General features: G+C 74.1%; 13 protein-coding genes and 1 CRISPR repeat array (1 of these 14 only partly in view). All 13 genes read right to left on the bottom strand.

Annotated elements, in window-relative coordinates; translation table 11 throughout:
- Positions 1–745: a CRISPR direct-repeat array (repeat unit 29 nt; unit sequence GTGGTCCCCGCGCAGGCGGGGGTGTTCCC) (it extends 1360 nt beyond the left edge of the window).
- Positions 746–1073: 328 nt separating this feature from the next.
- Positions 1074–2210 (bottom strand): tyrosine-type recombinase/integrase, encoded by a 1137-nt coding sequence (locus tag ABD371_RS33690; RefSeq protein ID WP_344485808.1) that lies wholly within the window; start codon positions 2208–2210, stop codon positions 1074–1076.
- Positions 2211–2523: 313 nt separating this feature from the next.
- Positions 2524–3369, bottom strand: a complete 846-nt coding sequence (locus tag ABD371_RS33685) for a DUF3592 domain-containing protein (protein ID WP_344485805.1) — start codon at positions 3367–3369, stop codon at positions 2524–2526.
- A 70-nt stretch (positions 3370–3439) separates the two neighbouring features.
- Positions 3440–5914 carry a non-ribosomal peptide synthetase gene (locus ABD371_RS33680; protein WP_344485802.1) on the bottom strand — a complete coding sequence of 825 codons (2475 nt, stop codon included), beginning with the start codon at positions 5912–5914 and terminating at the stop codon, positions 3440–3442.
- Positions 5911–7320 carry a serine hydroxymethyltransferase gene (locus ABD371_RS33675; protein ID WP_425575834.1) on the bottom strand — a complete coding sequence of 470 codons (1410 nt, stop codon included), beginning with the start codon at positions 7318–7320 and terminating at the stop codon, positions 5911–5913. Before ABD371_RS33675 ends, ABD371_RS33680 begins: the two co-directional genes overlap by 4 nt.
- 2 nt (positions 7321–7322) lie before the next feature.
- Entirely contained in the window at positions 7323–8015 is a 693-nt protein-coding gene (locus ABD371_RS33670) for a thioesterase II family protein (protein ID WP_344485799.1), read from the bottom strand.
- Entirely contained in the window at positions 8012–9361 is a 1350-nt protein-coding gene (locus tag ABD371_RS33665) for a condensation domain-containing protein (RefSeq protein ID WP_344485796.1), read from the bottom strand. Before ABD371_RS33665 ends, ABD371_RS33670 begins: the two co-directional genes overlap by 4 nt.
- Positions 9358–10206, bottom strand: coding sequence for an SDR family oxidoreductase (locus ABD371_RS33660; RefSeq protein ID WP_344485793.1), 849 nt, complete (start codon positions 10204–10206; stop codon positions 9358–9360). The genes ABD371_RS33665 and ABD371_RS33660 overlap by 4 nt, the downstream gene beginning before the upstream one ends.
- Entirely contained in the window at positions 10203–11528 is a 1326-nt protein-coding gene (locus ABD371_RS33655) for an MFS transporter (RefSeq protein WP_344485790.1), read from the bottom strand. The genes ABD371_RS33660 and ABD371_RS33655 overlap by 4 nt, the downstream gene beginning before the upstream one ends.
- Positions 11525–14647 carry a condensation domain-containing protein gene (locus ABD371_RS33650; protein WP_344485787.1) on the bottom strand — a complete coding sequence of 1041 codons (3123 nt, stop codon included), beginning with the start codon at positions 14645–14647 and terminating at the stop codon, positions 11525–11527. Before ABD371_RS33650 ends, ABD371_RS33655 begins: the two co-directional genes overlap by 4 nt.
- Complete coding sequence (locus ABD371_RS33645) at positions 14644–15765, bottom strand: MupA/Atu3671 family FMN-dependent luciferase-like monooxygenase (protein WP_344485784.1); 1122 nt, start codon at positions 15763–15765, stop codon at positions 14644–14646. Before ABD371_RS33645 ends, ABD371_RS33650 begins: the two co-directional genes overlap by 4 nt.
- Entirely contained in the window at positions 15762–18791 is a 3030-nt protein-coding gene (locus ABD371_RS33640) for a type I polyketide synthase (protein WP_344485781.1), read from the bottom strand. Before ABD371_RS33640 ends, ABD371_RS33645 begins: the two co-directional genes overlap by 4 nt.
- Positions 18788–22012 carry a non-ribosomal peptide synthetase gene (locus ABD371_RS33635; protein ID WP_344485778.1) on the bottom strand — a complete coding sequence of 1075 codons (3225 nt, stop codon included), beginning with the start codon at positions 22010–22012 and terminating at the stop codon, positions 18788–18790. Before ABD371_RS33635 ends, ABD371_RS33640 begins: the two co-directional genes overlap by 4 nt.
- The gene (locus ABD371_RS33630; protein WP_344485775.1) at positions 22005–22274 is read right to left on the bottom strand and encodes a phosphopantetheine-binding protein; all 270 of its coding nucleotides are present in this window, start codon (positions 22272–22274) and stop codon (positions 22005–22007) included. Before ABD371_RS33630 ends, ABD371_RS33635 begins: the two co-directional genes overlap by 8 nt.
- Positions 22275–22687 lie beyond the last annotated feature (413 nt).

Raw genomic sequence — 22687 nt, 5'->3', positions numbered from 1 at the left:
CGGGGGTGTTCCCTGCGGCCAGCAGCACCGCCGAACGAGGAACCCGTGGTCCCCGCGCAGGCGGGGGTGTTCCCGTCCTCGTGCTGGAGCCCGTTCCCCTGGCGTGGTGGTCCCCGCGCAGGCGGGGGTGTTCCCACGCCGCCGCCTCGCAGCAGCAGCCGACGCAGGTGGTCCCCGCGCAGGCGGGGGTGTTCCCGCCCGGGCCCGGCGATGTGCGTGTGCGGTCTTGTGGTCCCCGCGCAGGCGGGGGTGTTCCCCTGGTTCTCCCAGGTAGAGGACCGCTGGCTTCGTGGTCCCCGCGCAGGCGGGGGTGTTCCCGGGACCGACGTCACCCATCACTGGTACACCAGGTGGTCCCCGCGCAGGCGGGGGTGTTCCCTGGACGGCGAACCCCCGCAGCTCCCGGCCGGCGTGGTCCCCGCGCAGGCAGGGGTGTTCCCTCCGCGGTCGCGGTCACCGCTGGCGAGGTGCGGTGGTCCCCGCGCAGGCGGGGGTGTTCCCCTGCACGCGGGTCTGGTGGACGAGCTGCACGAGTGGTCCCCGCGCAGGCGGGGGTGTTCCCTCAGCGTCGTCCTCCGCCACCTGCGCTACAGGGTGGTCCCCGCGCAGGCGGGGGTGTTCCTTTCAGCTCGGTCCCGGCCAGCTCGTCCATCTGGTGGTCCCCGCGCAGGCGGGGGTGTTCCCCCTGCCTCTGGATTTTCACGGCGTGAAAATCCGTGGTCCCCGCGCAGGCGGGGGTGTTCCCCAGAGCCTCTGCTCAGTCCAGGCTCTCCCGTGCTCGCGCGAAATCGCCCGGCACTGCCCAGCTGTTCTCGTACACCCCCGCGCTGGCACCTCGCCGGTGGCGGCTACATCCGGGGTCGCCGGCGACCGGGGGCTGAGCCCCGGCCGGACCACCAACAGCTGAAGCAGGCGGTCACACAGCCATTGGCCAACCAGGCGATCAAGATCCGGACCATTACCGGGCCAACACTGGTTCGAAACCAGCCAGATCGCGCATTCCCGCTGGTCAGCGCATCGCAGCTGGTATGGCACCAGCAGACGAAGAACCTGCTGGCATCAACGCTTCAGGCTCAAGCGGCCTCCCAGAGGCCGGCGTCGAGAATGCGCGCTGCCTTCGTGATGCTGCCGGGCATCAGGTGGCGGTAGGTTCGATAGGTCTCTTCAATGGACTTATGGCCCATCCACTCCGCCACGTCAGTGATCGGTATTCCGTTGCTCAATGAGTTGGATGCGAAGAAGTGCCGGAAACCATACATTCCGACACCGGGGCTCGGCGGCAGGTTTTTGAAGAGCTTCTGCACCCGACGGCGCTCCATCGGCTCCGTGTAGAACCCGCTCGGCCCGGTGAGCAAATACCCGTCACTCGTCGCACCGCGCTCTCTCTCGAAGCGCTCAATCGCCTCGCGCACAGTTCGCGGGAGTGGAACTTCCCGGAACTCCCCAGTCTTTCGGTGCTTCAGCTTGGCCGGTCGATTCAGGTTCGAGTGAATCTGCTCGTGAACGCGATAGACGTCGTCGGCCACGATGTTGTTCAGGTTGATCGCCCGAGCTTCACCGTTCCGAAGGCCGCACCCGGCCATCAGAGCAACTTCCAAGGCAAGATCTGCATCCGCCACGGACAGAGCCTTGGTTATGTATTCCAGCGTTGGGATGGCGACTACTTTGCGGACGTACTCCGGGTCCTGTACGCCCTTGACGGGGTCATCGGCCATGGCCCCCTTGCTGTATGCGTCACGAAGGAGGGTCTTCAATGCGCGGTAGATATTCACCTGATGACCGTGACCCACTTCATTCAATTCAAGATCGTCAAGGAATCGTTCGACCACAGCAGGCGTGACCGAGATCAGTTTTCGGGATCCCAGGGCTGGATTTATGTGGACCTTGAAGTAGCTCCCCACATGCTGGGCCGTCGAGTAGCCAGTCATCTTCCGCTGGCGCGGCAACCATTCCTCCGCGTACTCCTTGACCGTCTTCTGTCCCAGTTCGCGACGCGCCTCAGCGACGGTGGGGGCTGTCTTCTTTCTCTCCATGTAGAGCGCCGTCAGGCGCTCCTTGGCGTCGTCCTGGGTGCTGTACCCGCCTTCCTCGCTCTGCTTGCCGAGGGCATTCCGGTAGCGGATCGAGTAGTGGTGCGGGCAACGTGTCGGCTTGGTGCAGTTGCAGGTCTTGAAGAAGGTGCCCATGCCACGGGCAAGCTGTCGGACCACGAAGGGACCCTCCCTGTACGGCCGGGAGGCCATCCGGTCAACCTCCCGCGGTACGCCCTGAGGCCGGCATCAGCGGGACGCGATCGGGTCCCATGCTGACCATTTGCTGACCTGGACTCGGGAAGCATCGCTCTGACCTGCACAAATGTCCAGACGCAAGGTCTTGGACTTGAACATGGTGCGCAGCACGGCGGTACTCCTGGATCTAGGCTCCCTGCCTGCGTTTTTGCAGGTCAAGGGCAGTTTTTCTATTTTACAACGAGTCGTGTCCGCCCGGTCGGCCCTCCCCATGCCCTTGAGGGCCGATGCCGGGTCAGGAGGTGGCCAGGAGGAACAGGACGAAGAGGCCGAGGGCGGTGAGCAGGACGCCCGCGGTCATCATCACCACGGTGTTGAAAGAGTGGCTGAGGGTCTTCGGCCGGGTGGCCAGAGCGGGGTTCTCCGGGTCGTAGGTGACGTCCATGGGCTCTTCCGAGGGGGTCGCCCAGACCGACACCACGGATCTGACCCGTTCGTGGACCGTTCCGTCCAGTGCGGTGAAGGTCAGCAGCGGGTAGCGCTGGACGCTGCCCTTGGAACCGGCCGAGCGCGAGCCGACGACCCGGCCCGTGACGGTGACACCCCGGCGGCGAAGGGTCAGCATCGGCCGGATACGGAGGTTCACCGCGACGCCGGTCATGAACACGCCTGTCGGCGTCAGCCAGGAGACGAAGGCCAGGGCTCCGGGGCCGGCGATGGACACAATGATCACGAGCCAGAGCAGGAGCACACCGGCGGCGATCCGTTTCCGCCGGTACTCGGCCGTCAGGAAGCGGTGCCGGAATCTGGGCAGGCTCTCCCCCACCACCAGGGAGTGGCCGTCCTCGGCGGGCTCGACGGTGGCCAGCACGTCCAGCAGCCGGTCGCGGAACCTCTTGGCGGCGATCACATTGGCGGCCGGCAGGGAGAGGGGCACACCCGGTCCGGGCCGCGCGCCGGACGCGTCCCCGCTCAGCTCGACGCGTACCGTGCTGCCGTCGCCCAGCTCCGCCGAGCGGATCGCCTCCACCGGGATGTTCCAGAGCGTGCGGTCGCGCTCCACGGAGAGGCGCAGACCGTCGAAGCGGGCCCTGGTGCCGCCGGATGCGATCACCAGTTCGGGTATGGGGTTGCTGGACATGCCCGGAGCATAGGCGCAGCAGCCCGCGGGAGTACGTCCCGGCCCCGGGTTCCCGGCTCCCTGCCCGCGTTCAGCGTGACCGGCCGAGAGGCCCGCGGTTCCGCGGTGTGCGGCCGGCGGCGGAGAGGTGGGCGGCGAGCCGGCGGACCGTGGGGTGGCGGAACAGCTCGGGCCAGCGCAGGCCGTCGTCGATGCGGGCCAGGCAGCGCAGCGCGGACATGGAGTCGCCGCCGAGCGCGAAGAAGTCGGCGTCGCGGCCGACCGGGCCGGTGCCCAGGACGTCCTGCCAGACCGCCGCGATGTGCTCCTCCCAGTCGCCGACCGGGGCCTCGACGCCCGCCGGGCCGGACTCGGAAGCGTCCGGTCCGGGGGGCGGGGCGGCGAGGGCCTTGCGGTCGAGCTTGCCGTTGGCGCTGAGGGGCAGCTCGTCCAGGACGAGGACGGCCGCCGGAACCATGAAGGAGGGCAGTGTTCTGGCCAGGTGCGCGCGCAGCGCCTCGGGGCGTGGTCCCCGGCCGGGGAGGGGGACGGCGTGGGCGGCCAGCCGGCGGGCCCCCGAGGGGTCCTCCCAGGAGGTGACGACGGCGTCCTTCACCTCGGGGTGGGCGCGCAGCACGGCTTCCACCTCCCCCAGCTCGACGCGCAGGCCGTTCAGCTTGACCTGGAAGTCCTTGCGGCCGAGGAGTTCCAGAACGCCGTCCGGACGCCAGCGGGCGAGGTCCCCGGTCCGGTAGACGCGGTCGCGCACCTCGCCGTACGACCAGTCCAGGAAGCGTTCCGCGGTGAGGTCGGGGCGTTCCAGATAGCCGCGGGCCAGGCCGGTGCCGGCCAGATGGAGTTCGCCGACGACGCCGGGCGGGACCGGCTGGAGCGCCTCGTCCAGGACGTAGACGCGCTGGTTGGCCATGGGCCGGCCGTAGGGGACGCTCGTCCGGACGGGGTCGGTCTCCACGACTTCGTGGATCGTGGAGTGGATCGAGGCCTCGGTGGCCCCGCCGAGGGCGATGAAGCGGGCCTGGGGGGCGAGTGCCCGCACCCGTCCGGGCAGGGAGACCGGGACCCAGTCGCCGCCGAGCATGACCAGCCGCAGCCGGTCCAGGTGCGTGCCGCCGGTGCGCTCCAGGTGTTCCGTGAGCAGTTCCAGCAGGGCGGGGGCGGAGTTCCAGACGGTGACCTCGTGCTGTGCGAAGAGGTGCGCCCAGTGCGCCACGTCCTTGGCGCGGTCCGTCTCGGGCACCACGACGGTTCCGCCGGCCGAGGTGATGCCGAGGAATTCGTAGACCGACATGTCGAAGCTCGGGGAGGACAGGGCGAGGACGCGGTCCGAGGGGCTGACGGCGAAGCGGGAGTTGAGGTCCGCCAGATTGTTCACCACTCCTCGGTGGCGCAGGGCGATGGGTTTGGGGAGTCCCGTCGAGCCGGAGGTGTGGATGACGTAGCACAGGTCGTCCGGGCCCGCGGTCCGGACGGGGTCGGTCCCCGGCCGTGCCGCGAGGTCCGGCGCGGCACCGTCGAGGAGCCCGTCGAGGAGTCCGTCGACGGCGACGACCGGCCGTTCGACGCCGGGGGGCGGGGCGGGCAGCGCGGCGGCCCCGGTCCGGTCCGTGACCACGGCGGCGCAGGAGGTACCGTCCAGCATCGCGGCCAGCCGCTGGGCGGGGTAGTCGGGGTCGAGGGGCACATAGGCTCCGCCGGCCTTGAGGATGCCCAGCACGGCGGCGAGCAGGGTGGCGGAGCGCTCCAGGCACAGCCCGACCCGGGTGCCGGGGCCCACGCCTCCCTCCCGGAGCCGGCGGGCGAGCCGGTCGGCGCCGGCGTCGATCTCTCCGTACGTCCAGGTGCGCGCGGCGTGGACGACGGCGGGCGCGCCGGGGTCGGACGCGGCCCGCTCCTCGAACGCCGTGTGGAGGCAGGGGCCGTACGGCAGCTCCGCCGCCGTGTCGTTCCACTCGGTCAGGACGCGGTGGGTCTGTTCGGCGGTGAGCAGGGCGAGCCGGGAGACGGGGGTGCGCGGGGCGCGGAGGGCGCTCGCGGTCAGAGTGCGCAGGCAGGACAGGAAGCGGTGGGCGGTGTCCGCCGTGAACAGTCTCTCGTCGTAGCGCAGTTCGGCGGCCCAGGTCCCGTCGCGCCGGTCCAGGGCGAGGTGCAGCTCGTGGGGCGGATCCTCCCCCGGCCGGGGGCGGTGGGCGACCGCCGCCAGGGGCGTGCCGAGGTCGGCGGCGGGCGTCACGGGGGCGGCGCGGGCCGCGAGGTCCGCCGCGGTGGAGTCCGCGCCGACGGTGTACCCGGTGATGCCGCCGGGGGTGGCGAGGGCGATCGGCTCCTGGCCGGTGAGGCGGTGGAGCAGCGCCGCGAAGCAGGCCGTGAGCAGGTCGTGGGCGGCCGTACCGCCCTCGGGCGGCGCGACGCCGGTCAGGGTGCCCTGGACCAGGCCGGTCGCGCGGGGGGCGACGCCGGCCTGGCGCGGCCGGTCCGCGGGGGCGAGGACGGCGGGCCAGGCGGCCGGGGCGTCGGTGGCGGTGGTGGCGGTGATGTCGGGTCTCACAGGGTCGCTCCTGTCCGAAGGACGCCGTGGGCCTCGGCCCGGGCGGTCGAGTGCGGCAGGGGGTGGCGGGCGCACAGCGCCCGGACCCGCTCGCGCAGGCGGGTGCGCTCGTGGGGGTCGATGCGGTACTCGGTCTCGCCCAGCGGCGTGGCGGCGGTCAGAACGGTGTGCGTCAGTTCCGCGCACTCGCGCATGTGCTCCGGTCCCATGCCGCGCTGGGCGAGGATGTTGCAGCCCAGCCGGATGCCGCTGGTGACCAGAGGGGGCCGGGTGTCGCCCGGGACGCGGTTGCGGTTGACGAGGATTCCGCACTCCTCCAGGACGCGTTCCGCGATGACGCCGGTGAGCCCGCTGTCGCGGAGGTCGACGAGGACCATGTGGTTGTCGGTCCCGCCGGTGAGCACCCGGTGCCCCAGGCGCGCCAGTTCGGCGGCGAGCGCGCGGGCCCCGGAGACGGTGAGGCGCGCGGTGCGGGCGAAGCGGGGCTCGGCGGCGAGCGCGAACGCGCGGGCCTTGGCGGCGATCGCGGCGGGGGCCGGGGTGCCCTGGTTCTGCGGGAAGACGGCCCGCTGCATCAGCCGGTCCAGCGGGGTGCGCCCGTCGGGGCCCGGGGCCCGGTGGTCCCGGCCGCTGAGGATGAGTCCGCCGCGCGGTCCGCCGAGTTGCTTGTAGGTGCTGGTGGTGGTGATGTGCGCGTGGTCGACGGGGCTGGGGTGCTCGCCTGCGGCGACCAGGCCGGCGATGTGCGAGATGTCGGCCAGGAGATAGGCGCCGACCGAGTCGGCGATCTCCCGGAAGCGGGCGAAGTCGAGGGTCCGGGGGTAGGCGCTGGCACCCGCGATCAGCACGGTGGGCCGGTGTTCGGCGGCGAGTTCGGCGACCTGTCCGTGGTCGATCCGGCCGTCCGCGCCGAGGCCGTAGTGCACGGCCCGGTAGTGCCGTCCGGTGACCGAGGCCGGGGAGCCGTGGGTGAGGTGGCCGCCGTCGTCCAGGCCGAGGCCGAGGAGGGTGCCGCCGGGCGGCACGAGGGCGGCGAGCACGGCGAGGTTGGCCGAGGAGCACGAGTGCGGCTGGACGTTGGCGTACTCCGCCTTGAACAGCGCCCTGGCGCGCTGCACCGCGAGCCGTTCGACTGCGTCGAAGTTGGCCGCGCCGGGGTGGTAGCGGGCCCCGGGGTAGCCCTCGGCGGTGACGTTCGACAGCGCGGAGCCGCCCGCGGCGAGGACGGAGGGGGCGGCGATGCTGGCGGACGCGATCATCGCCAGGGTGGTGTCCTGGTCGCGGACCTCCGCGTCGAGCAGGCCCGCGAGTTCCGGATCCTCGCGGTGCAGCTCGGCCAGTCCCAGACCGGTGAGACCGGCCTGTCCGTACTCCGCCCCGGGCGGATTCGGGGGGAGGGGGGCCAGGGTCACAGCTGCTCCTCGATGACGCGCCACAGTTCCGGCATGGAGTCCAGCAGATAGAGATGGCCGCCGGGCAGCTCGAACTCGGCGTACTCCGCGGTGGTGAAGGTCTTCCAGTCGGCGACCCCCTCCGCGGTGGCCACGGTGTCCCCCGCCCCGCGCAGCGCGGTGAGGGGGATCGGCAGGGGGTCGAGTTCCCGGGGCCGGTAGTCGCCGTACTGCTCCAGGAGCCGGATGTCGGAGCGCAGTGTGGGCAGCAGCAGGGCGCGCAGCTCGGGGTGGTCGAGCGCTTCGAAGCCGCGCAGGCTGTCCTTCTTCAGCGCGCCGACGGCCTCCTCGTCGTCCTCGCTGAGGGCGGTGTAGCCGCGGTGGCGGGGGCTGCGCGCCCCGCTGACGATCAGCCGCCCGGGCAGCGGCCCCCCGGTCTCGTGAAGGTGGCGGGCGGCCTCGAAGGCGAGCAGCGCGCCGAAGCTGTGGCCGAAGATCACGAAGGGTTCCCCGGCGGCGGCTTCCGCGACACGGCGGGCGACATCGGCGACGCACTGGTGGAAGGAGGTGTAGCGGGGCGCGGAGTACTCCTCCTCCCGCCCCGGGAGCTGGACGGGCACGGCGCGCGCCCGGCCGGTGGCCAGCTCCTTCCAGGGGCGGTAGACCCCCGCGCCCGCTCCGGCGTACGGCAGACACATCACTCGTGTCATCGGGCGTTCTCCTCGGTGCTCGTCGTGGTGGCGCGGTGGAGCGGTCCGGCAGGGGGCGAAGCGGGCTTCTCCGCCCCGGTCAGCAGGGCGAGCCTGCGGGGGACGGCGTCCGCGAGGCCCGCCAGGCGCTCCGCCCAGAACCCGTCGGCGGGGGCCTGGAGCACCCCCTCCAGCCGGTGGCCGGGCAGCTCGTTCAGCTGGAACAGGATCTCGGCCTGCGCGCCGAGCGGCACCACGGGTTCGGTGCGCAGGCGCACCGGGCCGGCGTCGTGGACGGGGCGCTGCCAGCTCTCGTACGCGAACAGGGCCTGGTACAGCGGCATCCGCCGCCCCGGGCGGGTGCGCACCGCGCGGATCAGTTCGTCCTGCGGCAGGTCCAGGTGGAACAGGGCCTCGGTGAAGGTCTGCCAGAGGCGCTCGCACGCGGCGGGCCCGGCGGGCCGCCGGATCCGGACCGGCAGTGTGGTCAGCAGACAGCCGATCGCGTCCGTGAGCTCCGGGGTCCGGGTGGCCACCGGGGTGCCGACGCAGAAGTCCTCGGCCCCGCACAGGTCGTACAGGGCCTGGGTGTACGCCGTGAACAGCACGGCGAACGGCGGGCAGGCCAGCCGGCGGCCCGCCTCGCGCGCCGCCGCGCCCGCCCCGTCGGGGAATCGGACGGTCAGGGAGCGCGGCTCGGCACGGGCCAGTTCGCGCTGGGTCGGCCCGTCGCCCTCGCCCGGCAGCTCGGGCAGGCCGTCGAGGGCGCTGCGCCAGTGGGCGGCGAGTTCGGCCCGGCGTCCGGCGTCCGGGGGTTCGGCGGCCGGGCTCGCGAGCGGGGCGGGGCCGGGTTCCCCGGCGAGGACGAGGGCGTGGGCGCGGGCGAGGTCGGCGGTGAACACCTCGTGGGAGAGTCCGTCGTACACCAGATGGTGGGTGAGGACGTAGAGGGTGGCACCGGGGGCGGGGCCGGGGTCCTCGGTGAGCGCGAGGACCACATGGCGTCCGGCGGCGGGGTCGAGGAGGCCGGTCCCGGCCAGCTCGCGGGCAGCCGCGTCGAAGCCGGTGCCCGGGGGGAGTTCCAGCAGCGGCGGCGGGACGGGCGGCACGGTCGTGCGCCACAGCTCGCCCTTCTCGGGGGCGAAGACCGACCGCAGCGCGGGGTGGCGGGCGACCACCCGCGCCGCGGCGGCGGCGAGTGCCGTCCGGTCCGGGGGGCCTTCGACGCGTACGGTGCTGAGCACCCGCCAGGCGGGGGCGCCGGGGGCGATCCGTTCGGCGAACCAGAACTGGCGTTCCGTCGCGGTGGCGGCGCGCCGTTCGGCCGGGGGCTCGGGGGAGGTGTCCACGGTGTCCACGGGCGTCACCGGGCCGAGTAGCCCGCGTCGACGGTCAGGGTGGTGCCGGTGACGCGCCGGGAGGCGTCGCCGGCGAGCCAGAGCGCGGCGGCCGCCACGTCGGCCGGGTCGACCAGGGTGTTCATCGGCTGGTCGGCGGTGAACAGCTCCTCGTGCCCGGCCAGGGGGATGTCGAGCGCCCGGGCGACCTCGGAGAGCATCCGGCCGTCCATGGCGGGTTCGTCGCGGATGTTGCCGGGGCACACCGCGTTGACGCGCACCCCGTACGAGGCGTAGTCGAGGGCGCTGGCCCTGGTCAGGCCGACCAGTCCGTGCTTGGCCGCGACGTATCCGGCGAAGTTGCGGTAGCCCACCAGGCCTGCGGTGGAGGCGATGTTGACGATGCTCCCGGCGCGGCGTTCGACCATGGCGGGGGCGAACACCTTGGTGGCGCGCCAGGCCCCGCCGAGGTCGACGTCCAGCATGAGCTGCCAGTCCGCCTCGGCCGTCTCGTGCACCGGCTTCCCGGAGGGGGCCACGATGCCCGCGTTGTTGACGAGGACGTGGGGCGCGCCGAAGCGGTCGTGGGCCCGCTCGCGCAGCTCGGTCAGGGCGGCCAGGTCCCGGACGTCGACGGCGGCGGTGAGGACGTCGGCCCCGTGGCGGCGGCAGACGTCGGCGGTGTGGTCGAGCTGGCTCCGGGAGCCCATCGGGTAGGGGACGCCGGGCACCGGTGCGGCGACGTCGAGCAGGACCAGGTCGGCGCCCTGGGCGGCGAAGGCGAGCGCGCAGGCGCGCCCGGCTCCCCGCGCGGCCCCGGTGATCACGGCCGTACGCCCTTCGAGGGCGCCGGCGGTCGGGTGCGTCCCGGTCATCGGACGGTCGCCCCCTCGCCCGGGCTGGGCTCCGGGTCCGTGTCGGGCGGGGTCTTCGTGTCCCGCTCCGGCTCGCCGGGCCGTTCGTCCATGGCGCGCAGGGAGGGCCACCGCCAGCTGACGGCGATCAGGACGAGGTAGACGAGGGAGAAGCAGAGCATCGGCACGCGCAGCCCGGACAGGTCCACCAGCCATCCGGCGGTCAGCACGCCGAGCGGGGCGGAGGTGAGGGCCATGGCCCCGGTGAGGCCGAAGACCCGGCCGCGCAGCTCCTCGGGGACGCGTTCGAGCATGACCGTGGAGAGCATCGGGTTGAGCGGTCCGCCGGCCACGCCGACCAGGAAGCAGATCACCGTCACCCCGACGGCGCCGGGCTCGAAGTAGAGCGACATCCGCAGCAGGGCGACCACCGCGAAGCAGCCGAAGAGGGTGTAGCGGCGGTTGGAGAGGATGTTCCGGCTGGCGGGGCCGTAGAGGAAGGTCCCGACGATGGCCCCGATGCCGACCGCGCCGAGGAACCAGCCCAGGGCCGCGCTGCTGTGCAGCACGTCCTGGGCGTAGACCGGCAGGAAGAGCGGGGTGAAGGCGTCGTCGAGGAAGTTGGTGACGACGACGAACGCGGTCATCGCGCCGATCACCGGCATGGTCCTGATGAGCGCGAGGCCCTCGCGCAGTTCGCCGATGAAGCCGGGGCCGTCCGTCTTGGCGGCGCGGGACTTCCTGGGCTCGGCGACCGGTACCGCGAAGGCGACGAGCGCGGCGGCGACGAGGAAGGTGGCGGCGTCGACGTACATGCCGACGGCCGAGCCGCTGGCCGCGATCAGCACACCGGCCAGCGGCGCGCCGGCCACCAGGCCGAGCCGGGGGGCCGCCTGGTACCAGGAGTTCACGCTCTCCAGCCGGGCCCCGGCGTCTTCGATGACGGGTTTGAGCAGTGTCATCCGGGCGGCGGTGGCGGGGGTCGCCACGACCGTGCGGGCGAAGAGCAGGGCGAGCAGCAGCGGGATGGGCAGTCCCGTGGTGGCGTCCAGGAGCGGGATGAGCAGGACCAGGATTCCCGCGAAGAGGTCGGACAGCACGCTCAGTCTGCGTCCGCCGAACCGGTCGACCAGCACGCCGCCGACGGCTCCCGCGAAGATGAGCGGCAGGGCTCCGATGAAGCCGGCGAGGCCGGTGGTGGCGGTCGATCCGGTGGTGTGCAGGACGTACAGGGGGACCGTCACGATCGTGATGGCGTTGCCGAAGGCCGACAGGTACTGGGCCGTCAGCAGGGCGACGAGCGGGCGGCGTCTCGGCCCGGCGGTCGCGGTGGTCTCGGTCATGCCTGTTCCCCCCGGCGGTCGCGTCGCTCCCGGCTGAGCCGCGCGAAAAGACGTTCCATCGTTTCCTCAGTCACTCCTGTCACACCCGGAACACCGTCCGGTTCTTGGGTCCCCGGCTCCCGGGTCCCCGGCGCCTCCTCGAACAGGCCGCTCAGTTCGCGGGCCGCCGTCTCGGCGGCGGCCCGGACGGCGGTCTCGTCGACGGCCTCGGGGTTGTACAGCCAGCGCAGCACGGTGCGGCCGTCGCGCACTCCGACCGCCACGTCGACGTCCACCTCGCGCTCCACCCCGGCGTTGCCGGTGGCGGCGGTCTGCGCCGAGGAGACGAAGGGGCCGGCCGAGCCGCCGGCGGGGTCGGCCAGCTCGCCCAGGTGGTTCACGATCACCCGGGGGCGCTCGACGGCGGCGAACTCCGCGCGCAGGGCGGGGTCGGCGGCACAGCCCAGCAGTCCGAACGTCTTGCCGGAGTCGGGGATCGCGCGCAGCGCGGCGGCCGTGGCCCGCAGGTCGTCCCCGGCCCGGCCGCCGGTGAGCGGCACCCGGAAGGGGTGGGCGGCCGAGTAGAAGCCGACGGCCCGCTCCGGGTCCCAGTCGGGCAGCGCGGCCAGCGGGTCGCGGCCCAGACCGATCAGCCACACCGAGGGCTGCTCGTGCGGGGCCCAGGGGCGCAGCGCGCGGGCGACGGAGACCAGGGCCGCGGCGCGCAGCGTGGCGTGGCCGTCCGGCGGCAGCGGTACGGACACCTCCAGCGACCGCTCCCCCGCGTAGGTGTTGGGGCCCGCCAGCCGCCAGCGGAAGGGGCCGGCCCCGGCCAGCTGGGCCCGCCAGTACGCGGCGTGCGGCGCGGGGTCCAGGGCGCGGACGACGGCGGCGTGTTCGGCGTACCCGGCGCGTTCGGCCGCCGGGGGGCGGCCCCGGTAGGCGGCGGCCAGGTCGGCGACGAGGACGCCCCAGGACATGCCGTCCACGACCAGGTGGTTCGCGCCGAGGACGACCCGGTCCCCCTCGCCGGGCGCGCCGGGCAGATGGCTGACGGCGAACAGCGGCCCGGCGGCGCGGTCGAAGACGGCCCGCTGGGCCTCCACCACCCGCGCCGGGTCGGTTCCGGCGGGCTCCGCCGACCAGTGCCAGTCCGCGCCGGGCACGAGCCGGTGGCCGAGGGCGTCGTCGGGGCGCACGGCGGTGGTCAGCGCCGGGTGGGCGCGCACCGTCTCCAGGACGGCCCGCCGCAGGCGTTCCGGGTCCAGGGGGCCGTCCGCGGTGAGGACGTGGCTGTGCGCGAAGTCCTCCACCCGGGTCAGGCCGCGGCTGAGGAGCATCTCCTGTTCCGGGCCGAGCGGCCCGGCCGGCGGGACGGGCGCGCTCTCCTGTGCCGGGGCGGCGCGGCGGAGGGCGCGGGCGAGTCCGGCCGGGGTGGGGTGGGTGAAGACGTCCTTGAGGGTGACGGCGAAGCCGTCGCCGCGCAGCCGGTGGGCGAGCCGGACGGCGAGCAGCGAGGTGCCGCCGCTGGTGAAGAACACCGCGTCGGAGCCGGCGGGTTCGGCCCCGAGGACCTCGCTCCAGGCGTCGGTGACCCGCTCCAGCGTCCCGGCGGCGGGTCCGCCGGTCGCGGGGGCCGCTTCGAGGCCGTGGCCGAGGAGCGGGGCCGGGGGCACGGGCGGCGGCGGGACGGGCCGCCGCAGCGGCTCGTCGGGGCGGTGGGCGAACTGCTCGACGATCTGGAGGAGGCGGTCGGCCAGGGCGGCGACGGTGGCGCGCTCGAACAGCGCCGTCCGGTACTCGATGCGCCCGTAGACGACCTCCCCGGCGCGCCACCAGGCGGTGGTCAGGTCCATGGTGGAGATGCCCTCGGGCACGGCGTTGGCGTACACCTCCGCGCCGGGGAGTTCCAGGGCCTGCGAGTCGTCGAGGTCGAGCTGCACCAGCATGGTCTGGAGCAGCGGGTACCGGGTGGCGGAGCGGTCGGGGGCGACGGCCTCGACGATCTCCCCGAAGGGCACTTCTCGGTGGTCGGCCACGGCGGCGGCGGCAGCGGCCGTGGCCGCGAGCACGTCCTGCGGGGTCGGGTGTTCGGGGAGCCGGATCCGCACCGGGATGCTGGTCAGCAGAAACCCGATCAGCGGTGCCGCCCCCGGCTCGCTCCGGGTGGCGGTGGGGACGCCGATCACCAGGTCGCGCTGTCCGGTGCGCTCGTACAGGAGGGCGGCGTACGCGGCGGTCATCGCCGTGGCCGGGGTGGTGCGGGCCTCGCGCGCGCGGCTGAAGAAGGCCGCGGCGACGGCCCCGTCGAGGAGGAAGGTGTGGTGCTCGCCGGTGTGGTCGGCGGTGTCGGGGCTGTGGTCGTAGGGCAGGGCGAGGTGGTCGGGAACGCCGTCCAGGAAGGTCCGCCAGAATGCCCGGTGGCGGTCGCCCTCCGGGCCCGCGAAGCGTTCGCGCTGCCAGTGCGCCCAGTCACCGAACTGCACCGGCATCTCGGCGACCCGGGACGCGCGCCCCTCGGCCAGGGCCCGGTAGTGCTCCAGGAGTTCCTCGTTGAGGCGCACGTACGACCACTGGTCGACGAAGGAGTGCGGCATGGTCTCGACGATCTGGTGGTCGTTCTCGGCGACCTTGGCCACCGCGAGGCGCAGCACCGGGTCGGCGGCGAGGTCGAAGGGGCGGCGGACCTGCGCGGCGATGAACTCCTGGCGGCGGCGCTCGGTCTCGTCGGCGGGGACGGGGGCGGTGTCGCCCGCCGTCAGGTCGGTGTGGCCGAAGTCCGCCCGCCGGTCGGGGTGCACCCGCAGCCAGGGGCGGCCGTCCTCGGACTCGGCCCCGGAGCGCAGCAGGTCGTGGCGGGCGACCAGGCGGTCCGCGGCGCGTTGGAGGAGCTCCGGGTCGAAGGCTCCGAGTACGCGCAGCCCGTAGCCGAGGGTGTAGGTGGTGGTCCCCGGGTCGAGCTGGTCGAGGATCCACAGGCGTTCCTGGTCCATGCCGAGCGGGAACCGGTCCCGCGGTCCCGGCCTGGGGCGGAGCGCCGGGCCGCCGCGGGCGGCGAGCCGGTCGGTGAGCGCGGCGCGCTGGGCGGGGCTGAGCCGGGCGAGCCGGTCCGTCAGCCGGCGGTCGGCGGGGGTGCTCATGCGGTCCTCTCCGCGGCCGGGGCGCCGAGATGGAAGAGGGCGGGCAGCGCCGCCAGGACGTCGGCGGCCGGGAGCCCGAAGTCGATCAGGCAGCCGACCTCGTCGGCGCCCGCCTCGGCCAGGTCGGCGAGGACGGCTCGGGCCTTGGCCGGGGTGCCGAGCAGCGAGGGGCCCGTCAGGAAGCCCAGATAGGCGTTCTCCAGGAGCACGGGTTCATCGCCGTCCCCCGTCTGTCTGCGGAAGGACCGCAGGTAGGCGTGCATGGCCGGGCGGAGGAAGTCCTCCAGGTCCGGCCGGTCGGAGACGTACGCGTGCGCCATGACCACGACGTCGCCCTCGCCGGGGTGTCCGGCGTCCCGCCATGCCTGCCGGTAGCGGGCGATGTTCTCCCGCAGGGCGGGCAGCGTCTGTCCGAGGAGCGCGGTCGTCACTCCGTATCCGGCCCTGGCCGCGGTGACGAAGGTCTGGGGGGTGCCGGTGGCGGTGAGCCATACCGGCAGTTCCGGCTGGACGGGCCGGGGGCGGGTCGCGGCCTCGGTGGTGGTGCCCGAGGTGGAGGGGTACGGCAGGGTCTCGCCGCGCCACAGGGCGCGTACGTCCTCGATGGTGCGGGCGGTGACCTCGCGCCGCTCCCGGTAGTCGGCACGGGCCAGGGCGAAGTCGTCCGGGTGCCAGCCGCTGCCGAAGGAGAGGCCGACGCGGCCGCCGGAGAGTCCGTCCACGACCGCCCACTCCTCGGCGACGCGGGCCGCGTGGTGCAGGGGGGCGGCGACGCTGTTCGCGCGGATGCGGACGGTGCGGGTGCGGGCGGCGACCGCGGCGGCCAGCACCGCCGGGTTCGGTGAGAAGCCGCCGAAGTCGGCGAAGTGGCGCTCGGGGAACCAGACGGCGTGCTGGCCCGCGGCGTCGGCGGCGGCGGCGGCCTCCAGGACGAATGCGTAGTAGTCGGCGGCGGAGGCGTGGTCGGCGCTGGCGAAGAAGTAGACGCTGCGGCGCAGCCGCTCGGGCGGTTGTGCCGGGGCGCTGAGCTGTTCGGCGCGGCGGGCCCGCAGTCCCGCGCTCAGCCGGTGCCGCTGTTCCGGGGTCAGCGCGTCGAGGCGCGCGGAGAGGTCGCTCATGCGTGCCGTCCGTTCTCGTTCTCGATCTCCTCCAACAGCCCCAGCAGGGCTTCGTCGTCGCGCTGCGCGGCGAGTTCCTCGGCCCGGGCGGTGAACCCGGCGAGGGAGGAGTTCTCGTACAGGTCTTGGAGCCGGACCTCCACCAGGAGGGCGTCGTTGACGACGCTGACCAGGTGGGCGGCGTGCAGGGAGGTGCCGCCGAGGTCGAAGAAGTTGTCCTCGGGGCGGAGCGCGGCGACGCCGAAGGCGTCCTGCCAGATGCCCCGGACGGCGGCGGCCGTCGACGCCTCGTCCCCGGGCGGCTCGGCACCGGTCCCGGACTCGGGGGTGGCCGGGGCCTCCGGAGCCTCCGGGGGCGCGACGGCCGGGAGGCCGGCCGGGGCCGTCGGGGCCGCGATCCAGTGGCGGTGGTCGGCGAAGGGGTAGGGCGGCAGCGTCACGGCGCGTACGGGCCGGGCCGGGCCGGGCGGTGTGTGCCCCGCGGTCCACAGTGCCGCCAGGGCGTCACGCCACGCGTCGGCCTCGTCGGAGCCCTGGCGTCCCGACGCGTCGACGACGAGGACCTCGCGCCGCGCGGCGAGGGCGGCCCGGCGGACCTCCGCGGTGGCCGCGTGGGCGCGGTGCAGGCCGAGGACCGTGTCCGGGGCGGTTTCGAGCAGCGCGGTGACCGCGTCCGTGAAGCGGACCGGGTTGCTCAGCTGGCGTCCCCAGTGGGCGGGGTCGACCGCCTGGTCCCCGGTGAGCGGCTTTCCGGTGAGCCCGGAGACGATGGGCACGGCGGGCTTCGAGAGGGGCAGGGTGGCGACGAACGCCTCGAACTCCCGCGCGGGGCGGGCCATCGAGCGGGAGTGGTGGGCGCGGGTGACCGGCAGACGGGTGGCGCGGATCCCGGCCTCGGCGCAGCGCTCCTCGAAGGCGGCCAGGGCCTCCTCGGGGCCGCCGCAGACGGTGTTGTCCGGCCCGTTGAGCACGCACACGTCGACCTCCAGGCCGGCCGCGAGCCGTACGGCGGTGTCCTCTCCGGCGCGTACCGCGGTCATCGCGCCGGGCTCCGCACCGGCCATGAGGCGGCCCCGGCGCACGATGGCGGCCACGGCGTCGGGCAGGGAGAAGACGCCCGCGTGGGCGGCGGCGGTCAGCTCGCCGACACTGTGGCCGAGCAGCGCTCCCGGGGTGAGGCCGTGCCGCTCGGCCTGGCGCAGTCCGGCCAGTCCGAGGACGAACAGCAGGGGCTGGACGACGGCGGTGTCGGCCAGGCGCGGGTCCCCGGCGGGCCAGGACCGGGCGTCGGCCAGGTCGGGTCCGCCGGCCCGGCGCACCTCGGCGGCGAGGTCGGCGAGGTCGGCGGCGAAGTGCTCGTCCCCGGCGGCGAGGCCCGCTCCCGCGCCGGCGAGGTCGACGCCCTGGCCGGGCAGTACGACGGCGAGCGACGGCTCGGCCGCGGCGCGGCGACCGCCGTCCCGGGCCGCCGGGGCGAGTTGGGCCCGGAGGCGGGCACGGGCCTCGGCGGGGTCGGCGGGCAGGGCGGCGGCCCACCGTTGGGGCAGGGCCCTGCGGTGGTGCCACAGGGTGCCGGTGATCGCGCTCACGGGGATTTCCGCGCCCTCGGCGTCGAGCCAGGCCGCCAGGTCGCGGGCTCTGTCCCGCAGGGCTTCGGGGGTGGCCGCGGAGAGCACGGCGAGGTCCGGCGCGCGCCGCCCGGCCCGGTCTTCCCCGGCCCGGTCCTCCTCGGCCCGGGGCGGCGCGGACAGCAGTACGTGGCAGTTGGTGCCGCCGAGTCCGAAGGAGCTGACCCCCGCGGTCCGGGGCCGGTCGGCGGGCCAGGGCCGGGCGGCGCGGGGCAGTTCGAAGGAGGCGTGGCCCAGCGGTGCGTCGGGGCCGTCGCCGGGCTGGGCCGGGGTCGGCGGCAGCACGCCCGCCTCGACCGCGAGGACCGCCTTGATCAGGCCGATGACACCGGCCGCCGAGTCGCAGTGCCCGATGTTCGCCTTCACCGCCCCCAGGGTCAGGACGGAGCCGGCGGGGCGCTGCCCGTACACCTCGGCGAGCGCGGCGAGTTCGACCTGGTCGCCGAGGGCGGTGCCGGTGCCGTGCGTCTCGACGTAGCCGACGTCCCCGGGTGTCAGCCCGGCGACGTCCAGGGCCTCGCGCAGGACCTCGGCCTGGCCCCGCGGGCTGGGCGCGGTGAGGCTCATACGGGCGGACCCGTCGTTGTTGACGGCGCTGCCCAGCAGGTGCGCGCGAGCGCTCTCGCCGGTGCCGGGGAGGTCGGCGGCCCGGCGCAGCACCACGAGGCCGGCGCCACTGGAGGGCACGGTCCCGGACGCGCCCTCGGTGAAGGCGCGGCACCGGCCGTCGGGCGAGGTGATGCCGCCCTCGGTGAACGCGTAGCCCTGCTCGGCCTCCGGGTGGACCGTGGCCCCGCCCGCTATCGCGATGTCGCACTCGTGGGTGAGCAGGCTGCGGATCGCCTGGTGGACGGCGACGAGCGAGGTGGAGCAGGCGGTCTGCACGGTGATGGCGGGGCCGGTCAGGCCGAGGCGGTAGGCCAGGCCGGTGGCGAGGAAGTCGCGGGAGTTGCCGAGGGCGAGCTGTTCGGCCCCGAGGGCGTGCACGGTCCTCTCGTCCTTGAGGACGTGGTCGCGGTAGTACGTCTCACTGCCGCAGCCGACGAAGACTCCGACGCGGCCCTCGGCGCGTTCGGGGTCGATCCCGGCGTCCTCCAGGGCCTCCCAGGCCAGTTCGGAGAGGACCCGGTGCTGGGGATCGGTGGCGGCGGCCTGGGCGGGCGGCATGCCGAACAGTTCGGCGTCGAACCGGTCGAAGCGGTCGAGCTGTCCCGCGCGCAGCCCGGCCCCGGGCGCGGTGGCGGCCGGCAGGGAGACGACGCCGTCGGTGATCGCCGTCCAGAAGGCGCGGGGGTCCGCGCTGCCGGGCACGCGCAGCGACATGCCGACGACGGCGACGTCGACGTCTCCCTCCTCCGGGGCCGTGCCGGGGTCCTCGTCCCTGCTGTACTCGCTCACGCTTCCTCCTGGGGGGCGCGCCCGTCGGAGGGCGGACCGATGACGGCCGCGAGGCGGCGCGGGGTCGGGTTGCGGAATATGTGCTTGAGCTGGGAACCCGGGAAGCCGGTGGAGCGCTGGAGGGTGTTGAGCCGCACCGCGAGCAGCGAGTTGCCGCCCAGTTCAAAGAAGTTGTCGTCGCGGCCGACCGGGACGCCGAGGAGCCGCTGCCACACCTGGGCCAGCAGGCCGGCGGCGTCCTCCGGATCCTCGGGGGGCGCTTCGCCGCCGGGGCCGGCGCTCTTCTCCGGCGGGTCGGCCTCGTGGCCGTACACGGGTTCGGGCAACCGGGCCGTGTCGAGCTTCCCGTTGGCGGTCAGCGGCAGCGAGGGCACCGGGGTGAGCGTCGCGGGCAGCATGTGCGCGGGCAGTGCGGCGGCGAGCCACCGGCGCAGTTCCGCGGGGCCCGCGGCGGGGCCCGCGGCGGCGTCGGGCGCGGTGTCGGCGAGGACCAGGTAGGCGTCGATCCGCGCGGTGGCCGCGTCGTGGGCGTCGCGGACGACCGCCGCGGCGGCGGTGACGGCGGGGTGGGTGAGGAGCGCGCCGCGGATCTCGCCGAGTTCGATGCGGTGGCCGCGGATCTTGACCTGGTCGTCGAGCCGCCCCAGGTGCTCCACCTCGCCGTCCGGCAGCATCCGGCCACGGTCGCCGGAGCGGTAGAGGACCTCTTCCGGGAGTCCGGCGGAGCTTCCGGGAAGGAAGCGTTCGGCGGTGAGTCCGGGCCGGTTGAGGTATCCGGCGGTGACGCCGTCGCCCGCGACATGGATCTCGCCGGGGACTCCGGTGGCCGTCCGCCGGCCCTCCTCGTCCAGCACATACAGCCGCCACCCCGGCAGGGGGCGTCCCACCGAGCGGGTCCCGGCGAGGGCGTCCGCCCGGGTCAGCTCGCGCCAGGTGCAGTGCACGGTGGTCTCGGTGATGCCGTACATGTTGACCACCCGGCAGGTGCGCTCCGGGTGACGGTCCATCCAGGGCAGCAGCGTCCGGGGGTCGAGCGGTTCGCCGCCGAAGATCAGCAGGCGTACCGCGAGCGGGGCCGGCGCGCTCGCGTCCACGGCGAGGAGCTGGGCGAACGCGGAGGGCGTCTGGTTGAGCACGGTGACGCGTTCGGCGGCGAGGAGGGCGTGGAAGCCCTCCGGGTCGCGGGCGGTCCCGTGCGGTACGACGACCAGACGGCCGCCGGTCAGCAGACAGCCCCAGATCTCCCAGACGGAGAAGTCGAAGGCGCAGGAGTGGAAGAGGGACCAGACGTCCTCCTCGCCGAGGCCGAAGCCATCCGGCCCGGCCGTCGCGGCCAGCAGGGCGGCGACATTGCGGTGCCGTACCAGGACCCCTTTGGGGGTGCCGGTCGAGCCGGAGGTGTGGATGACGTACGCCACCCGCTCCGGGTCCGGTCCGGGCAGCGGGATTCCGGGGTCGGCGGGGACGGCGTCGGCGGGGAGCAGGGTCAGGTGCGGAGGCAGCAGTTCCGGGTCCCGGTCGGTCACCACGGTGGTGAGTCCGGTGTCCTTCGCGACGAAGGCCAGCCGGTCGCGCGGGTAGTCCGGGTTGAGGGGCACATAGGCGGCCCCGGCCTTGAGCACCGCCAGGAGGGCGACGATCAGATCGGTGCCCGGGTGCAGGCAGACGCCCACCCGGTCGTCGGCGCGGACGCCCGCCCCGGCCAGGGACCGGGCGAGCGCGGTGGCGCGTTCGTCGAGTTCGCGGTAGGTCAGACTCCGGTCCTCGCAGCCGACGGCGGTGCGGTCGGGCAGGCGTGCGGCCCGCGCGGCGAAGAGCGAGACGAGGTCGGCGTCGGCACGGGCGCCGGCATCGGCGTCTCCGGCGGCCTCCGGGGCGGGGCCGGCGGGCCGTGGTCCGGCGGCGTCGGTCGCGGGGGTGGCGGAGAGGCGGGCGAGGGGGGTGCTCGGGTTCTCGGCCATGGCGGTGAGGACGGTCTCCAGTTGGCGGCAGAAGAGGGCGGCCGCGGCGACGTCGACCTCGGCCGCCCGGTGGCGCAGCAGGCCGCGCCGCTCGCCGCCGAGGTCCTGGCGGAGGTAGAGGGCGAGCGGGAACTGGGCGGGTCCGAAGCCGGGGTCCGGCAGGGGACGGGCCGTCAGCTCGGGTGTGACGAGGTCGGGCAGGGTCCGGCAGGGGACGACGACCAGGGACAGACCGGCCCGGTCGGCGGGGGGCAGCACGGCCGACAGCGGCAGGTCGGCGTCGCGGTAGGCGGCCATGGCGGACCGGTGGGACCGGCGCAGATAGTCGGCGGCGGTCCCGGTGCCGCCGGTGTCCAGCCGCAGCGGCACGGTGGCGCTGAAGTAGCCGACGGCCCCCGCGTGGCGGGGGGTGCGGCGGGAGACGGTGGTGCCGAGCACGGGGCGCGCGGTGGCGCTGTTCCGGCTCAGGACCAGTCCGGCGGCGGCGAGCATCAGGGAGTGGCGGGTGAGGCCGAGTCCGGCCGCCAGTTCGCCCGCGGCGTCCCACACCGCGTCGGGGATCAGCAGGGGCACCGCGTCGCCGGAGGAGCCGGCCGGGGCCGGTGGGGCGGCGGGGGTCCCGGGGGTTCGGGACCCGGGCGTGCGGGCCCAGTCCAGTGCGGCGGAGACTCGGGGGGCGAGGTCGCGGGCGAGGGCGGCGGCTCGCTCCAGCCGCTCGGGCGGCGGTTCGTGAGTGGCGCGGGACCACCGGTCGAAGGATTCGGCCGGGAGGCCGGGCGCGTCGCCGAGCAGCCACTGCGCGAGCAGGGCCATGGACGTCTCGTCCACGACCAGATGATGGGCGATCAGGCACAGATGCGCCGTCCGGGGGCCGTGCCGGGCCAGGACGACGCGCAGCAGCGGGCCCTCGTCGAGGTCGAACGGGCGCAGCGCCTCCCGGCGCAGACGGGCCCGGGCGAGCGGCCCGTCCGGGTCGACCGGGGCGTCGGCGACGAACAGCTTCGGGGGGCGGCGGGCCGGGGCGAACACCAGCCGGTCCCGGTGCTGTGTCACCCGCGCGCCCAGTAAGGGGTGGGCGGCGAGCAGCCCGGCCAGCCGGGTGCGCAGGAGGTTCTCGTCGAGCGGGCCGTCGACGCGCAGGAACAGCGCGGAGTTGTACGTGGCGGGGTCCTCGGCGGCGCGGTCGGCCGCGTAGAGGTCGCACTGGCCCGGGGTGAGCGGCGGTAACGCCGCGTCCCGGTCCGCCGTGCCGCTACTCACGGCCGTGGGGAACGGCCTGTGCGAGAGTGGCCGCGTCCGGGGCGTCCAGGATTTCCAGGTAGTCGATCTCCTGGCCGGTCAATGTGAATATCCGGTCGGCGAGCAGGACCGCTTTGAGGGAGTCACCGCCATTGGCGATAAATCCTGCGTCCACATCGGCGTCAGCGCCGAGTATTTCCTTCCAGACCGCAGCGATTCCCTCTGCCGACCCGCTCGCCGCGGACCCGTCCTCGGCTCTCCCGAATAAGCCTTCCGTCGACATGAAAACGCCCCCCAATAATAGTTTTCATCATTACGGCAGCCTGATGGGCCGCGCAGCCAGAAAAGATCCTCTCCGCATCAGACTGGGACTGTCAACACCTTCTCGGAGGGGCGAAAGGGGCGAGAGTGAGCCCCAATGCCACCATTCAGCACATATGTCATCGACCTTCCGGAAGATCAGCAAAAAGTTTGGAACGGGCAGTCCAAAATGCCTGTAGAATTCCACTTCGACTCTTTCCACGCCTTCGAAGTCACCCCGTGAAATAAAACTCGGAGTGATATGTTTAATTCCGCTCCACAATGACTTTCGATGCATCTTGCAAGACCTTGACGCACTCTCGCGGGCTCGCCTAGGATCCGGAAATTCGGAGATCAGCCGCACGGCGCCCGAGACCTTCCGCGGTGCGGAACACG

Source organism: Streptomyces amakusaensis, assembly GCF_039532665.1.
Lineage (GTDB): Bacteria > Actinomycetota > Actinomycetes > Streptomycetales > Streptomycetaceae > Streptomyces > Streptomyces amakusaensis.
The sequence above is the reverse complement of the archived record's forward strand: the minus strand, read 5'-3'. Positions and strand labels throughout refer to the sequence as shown.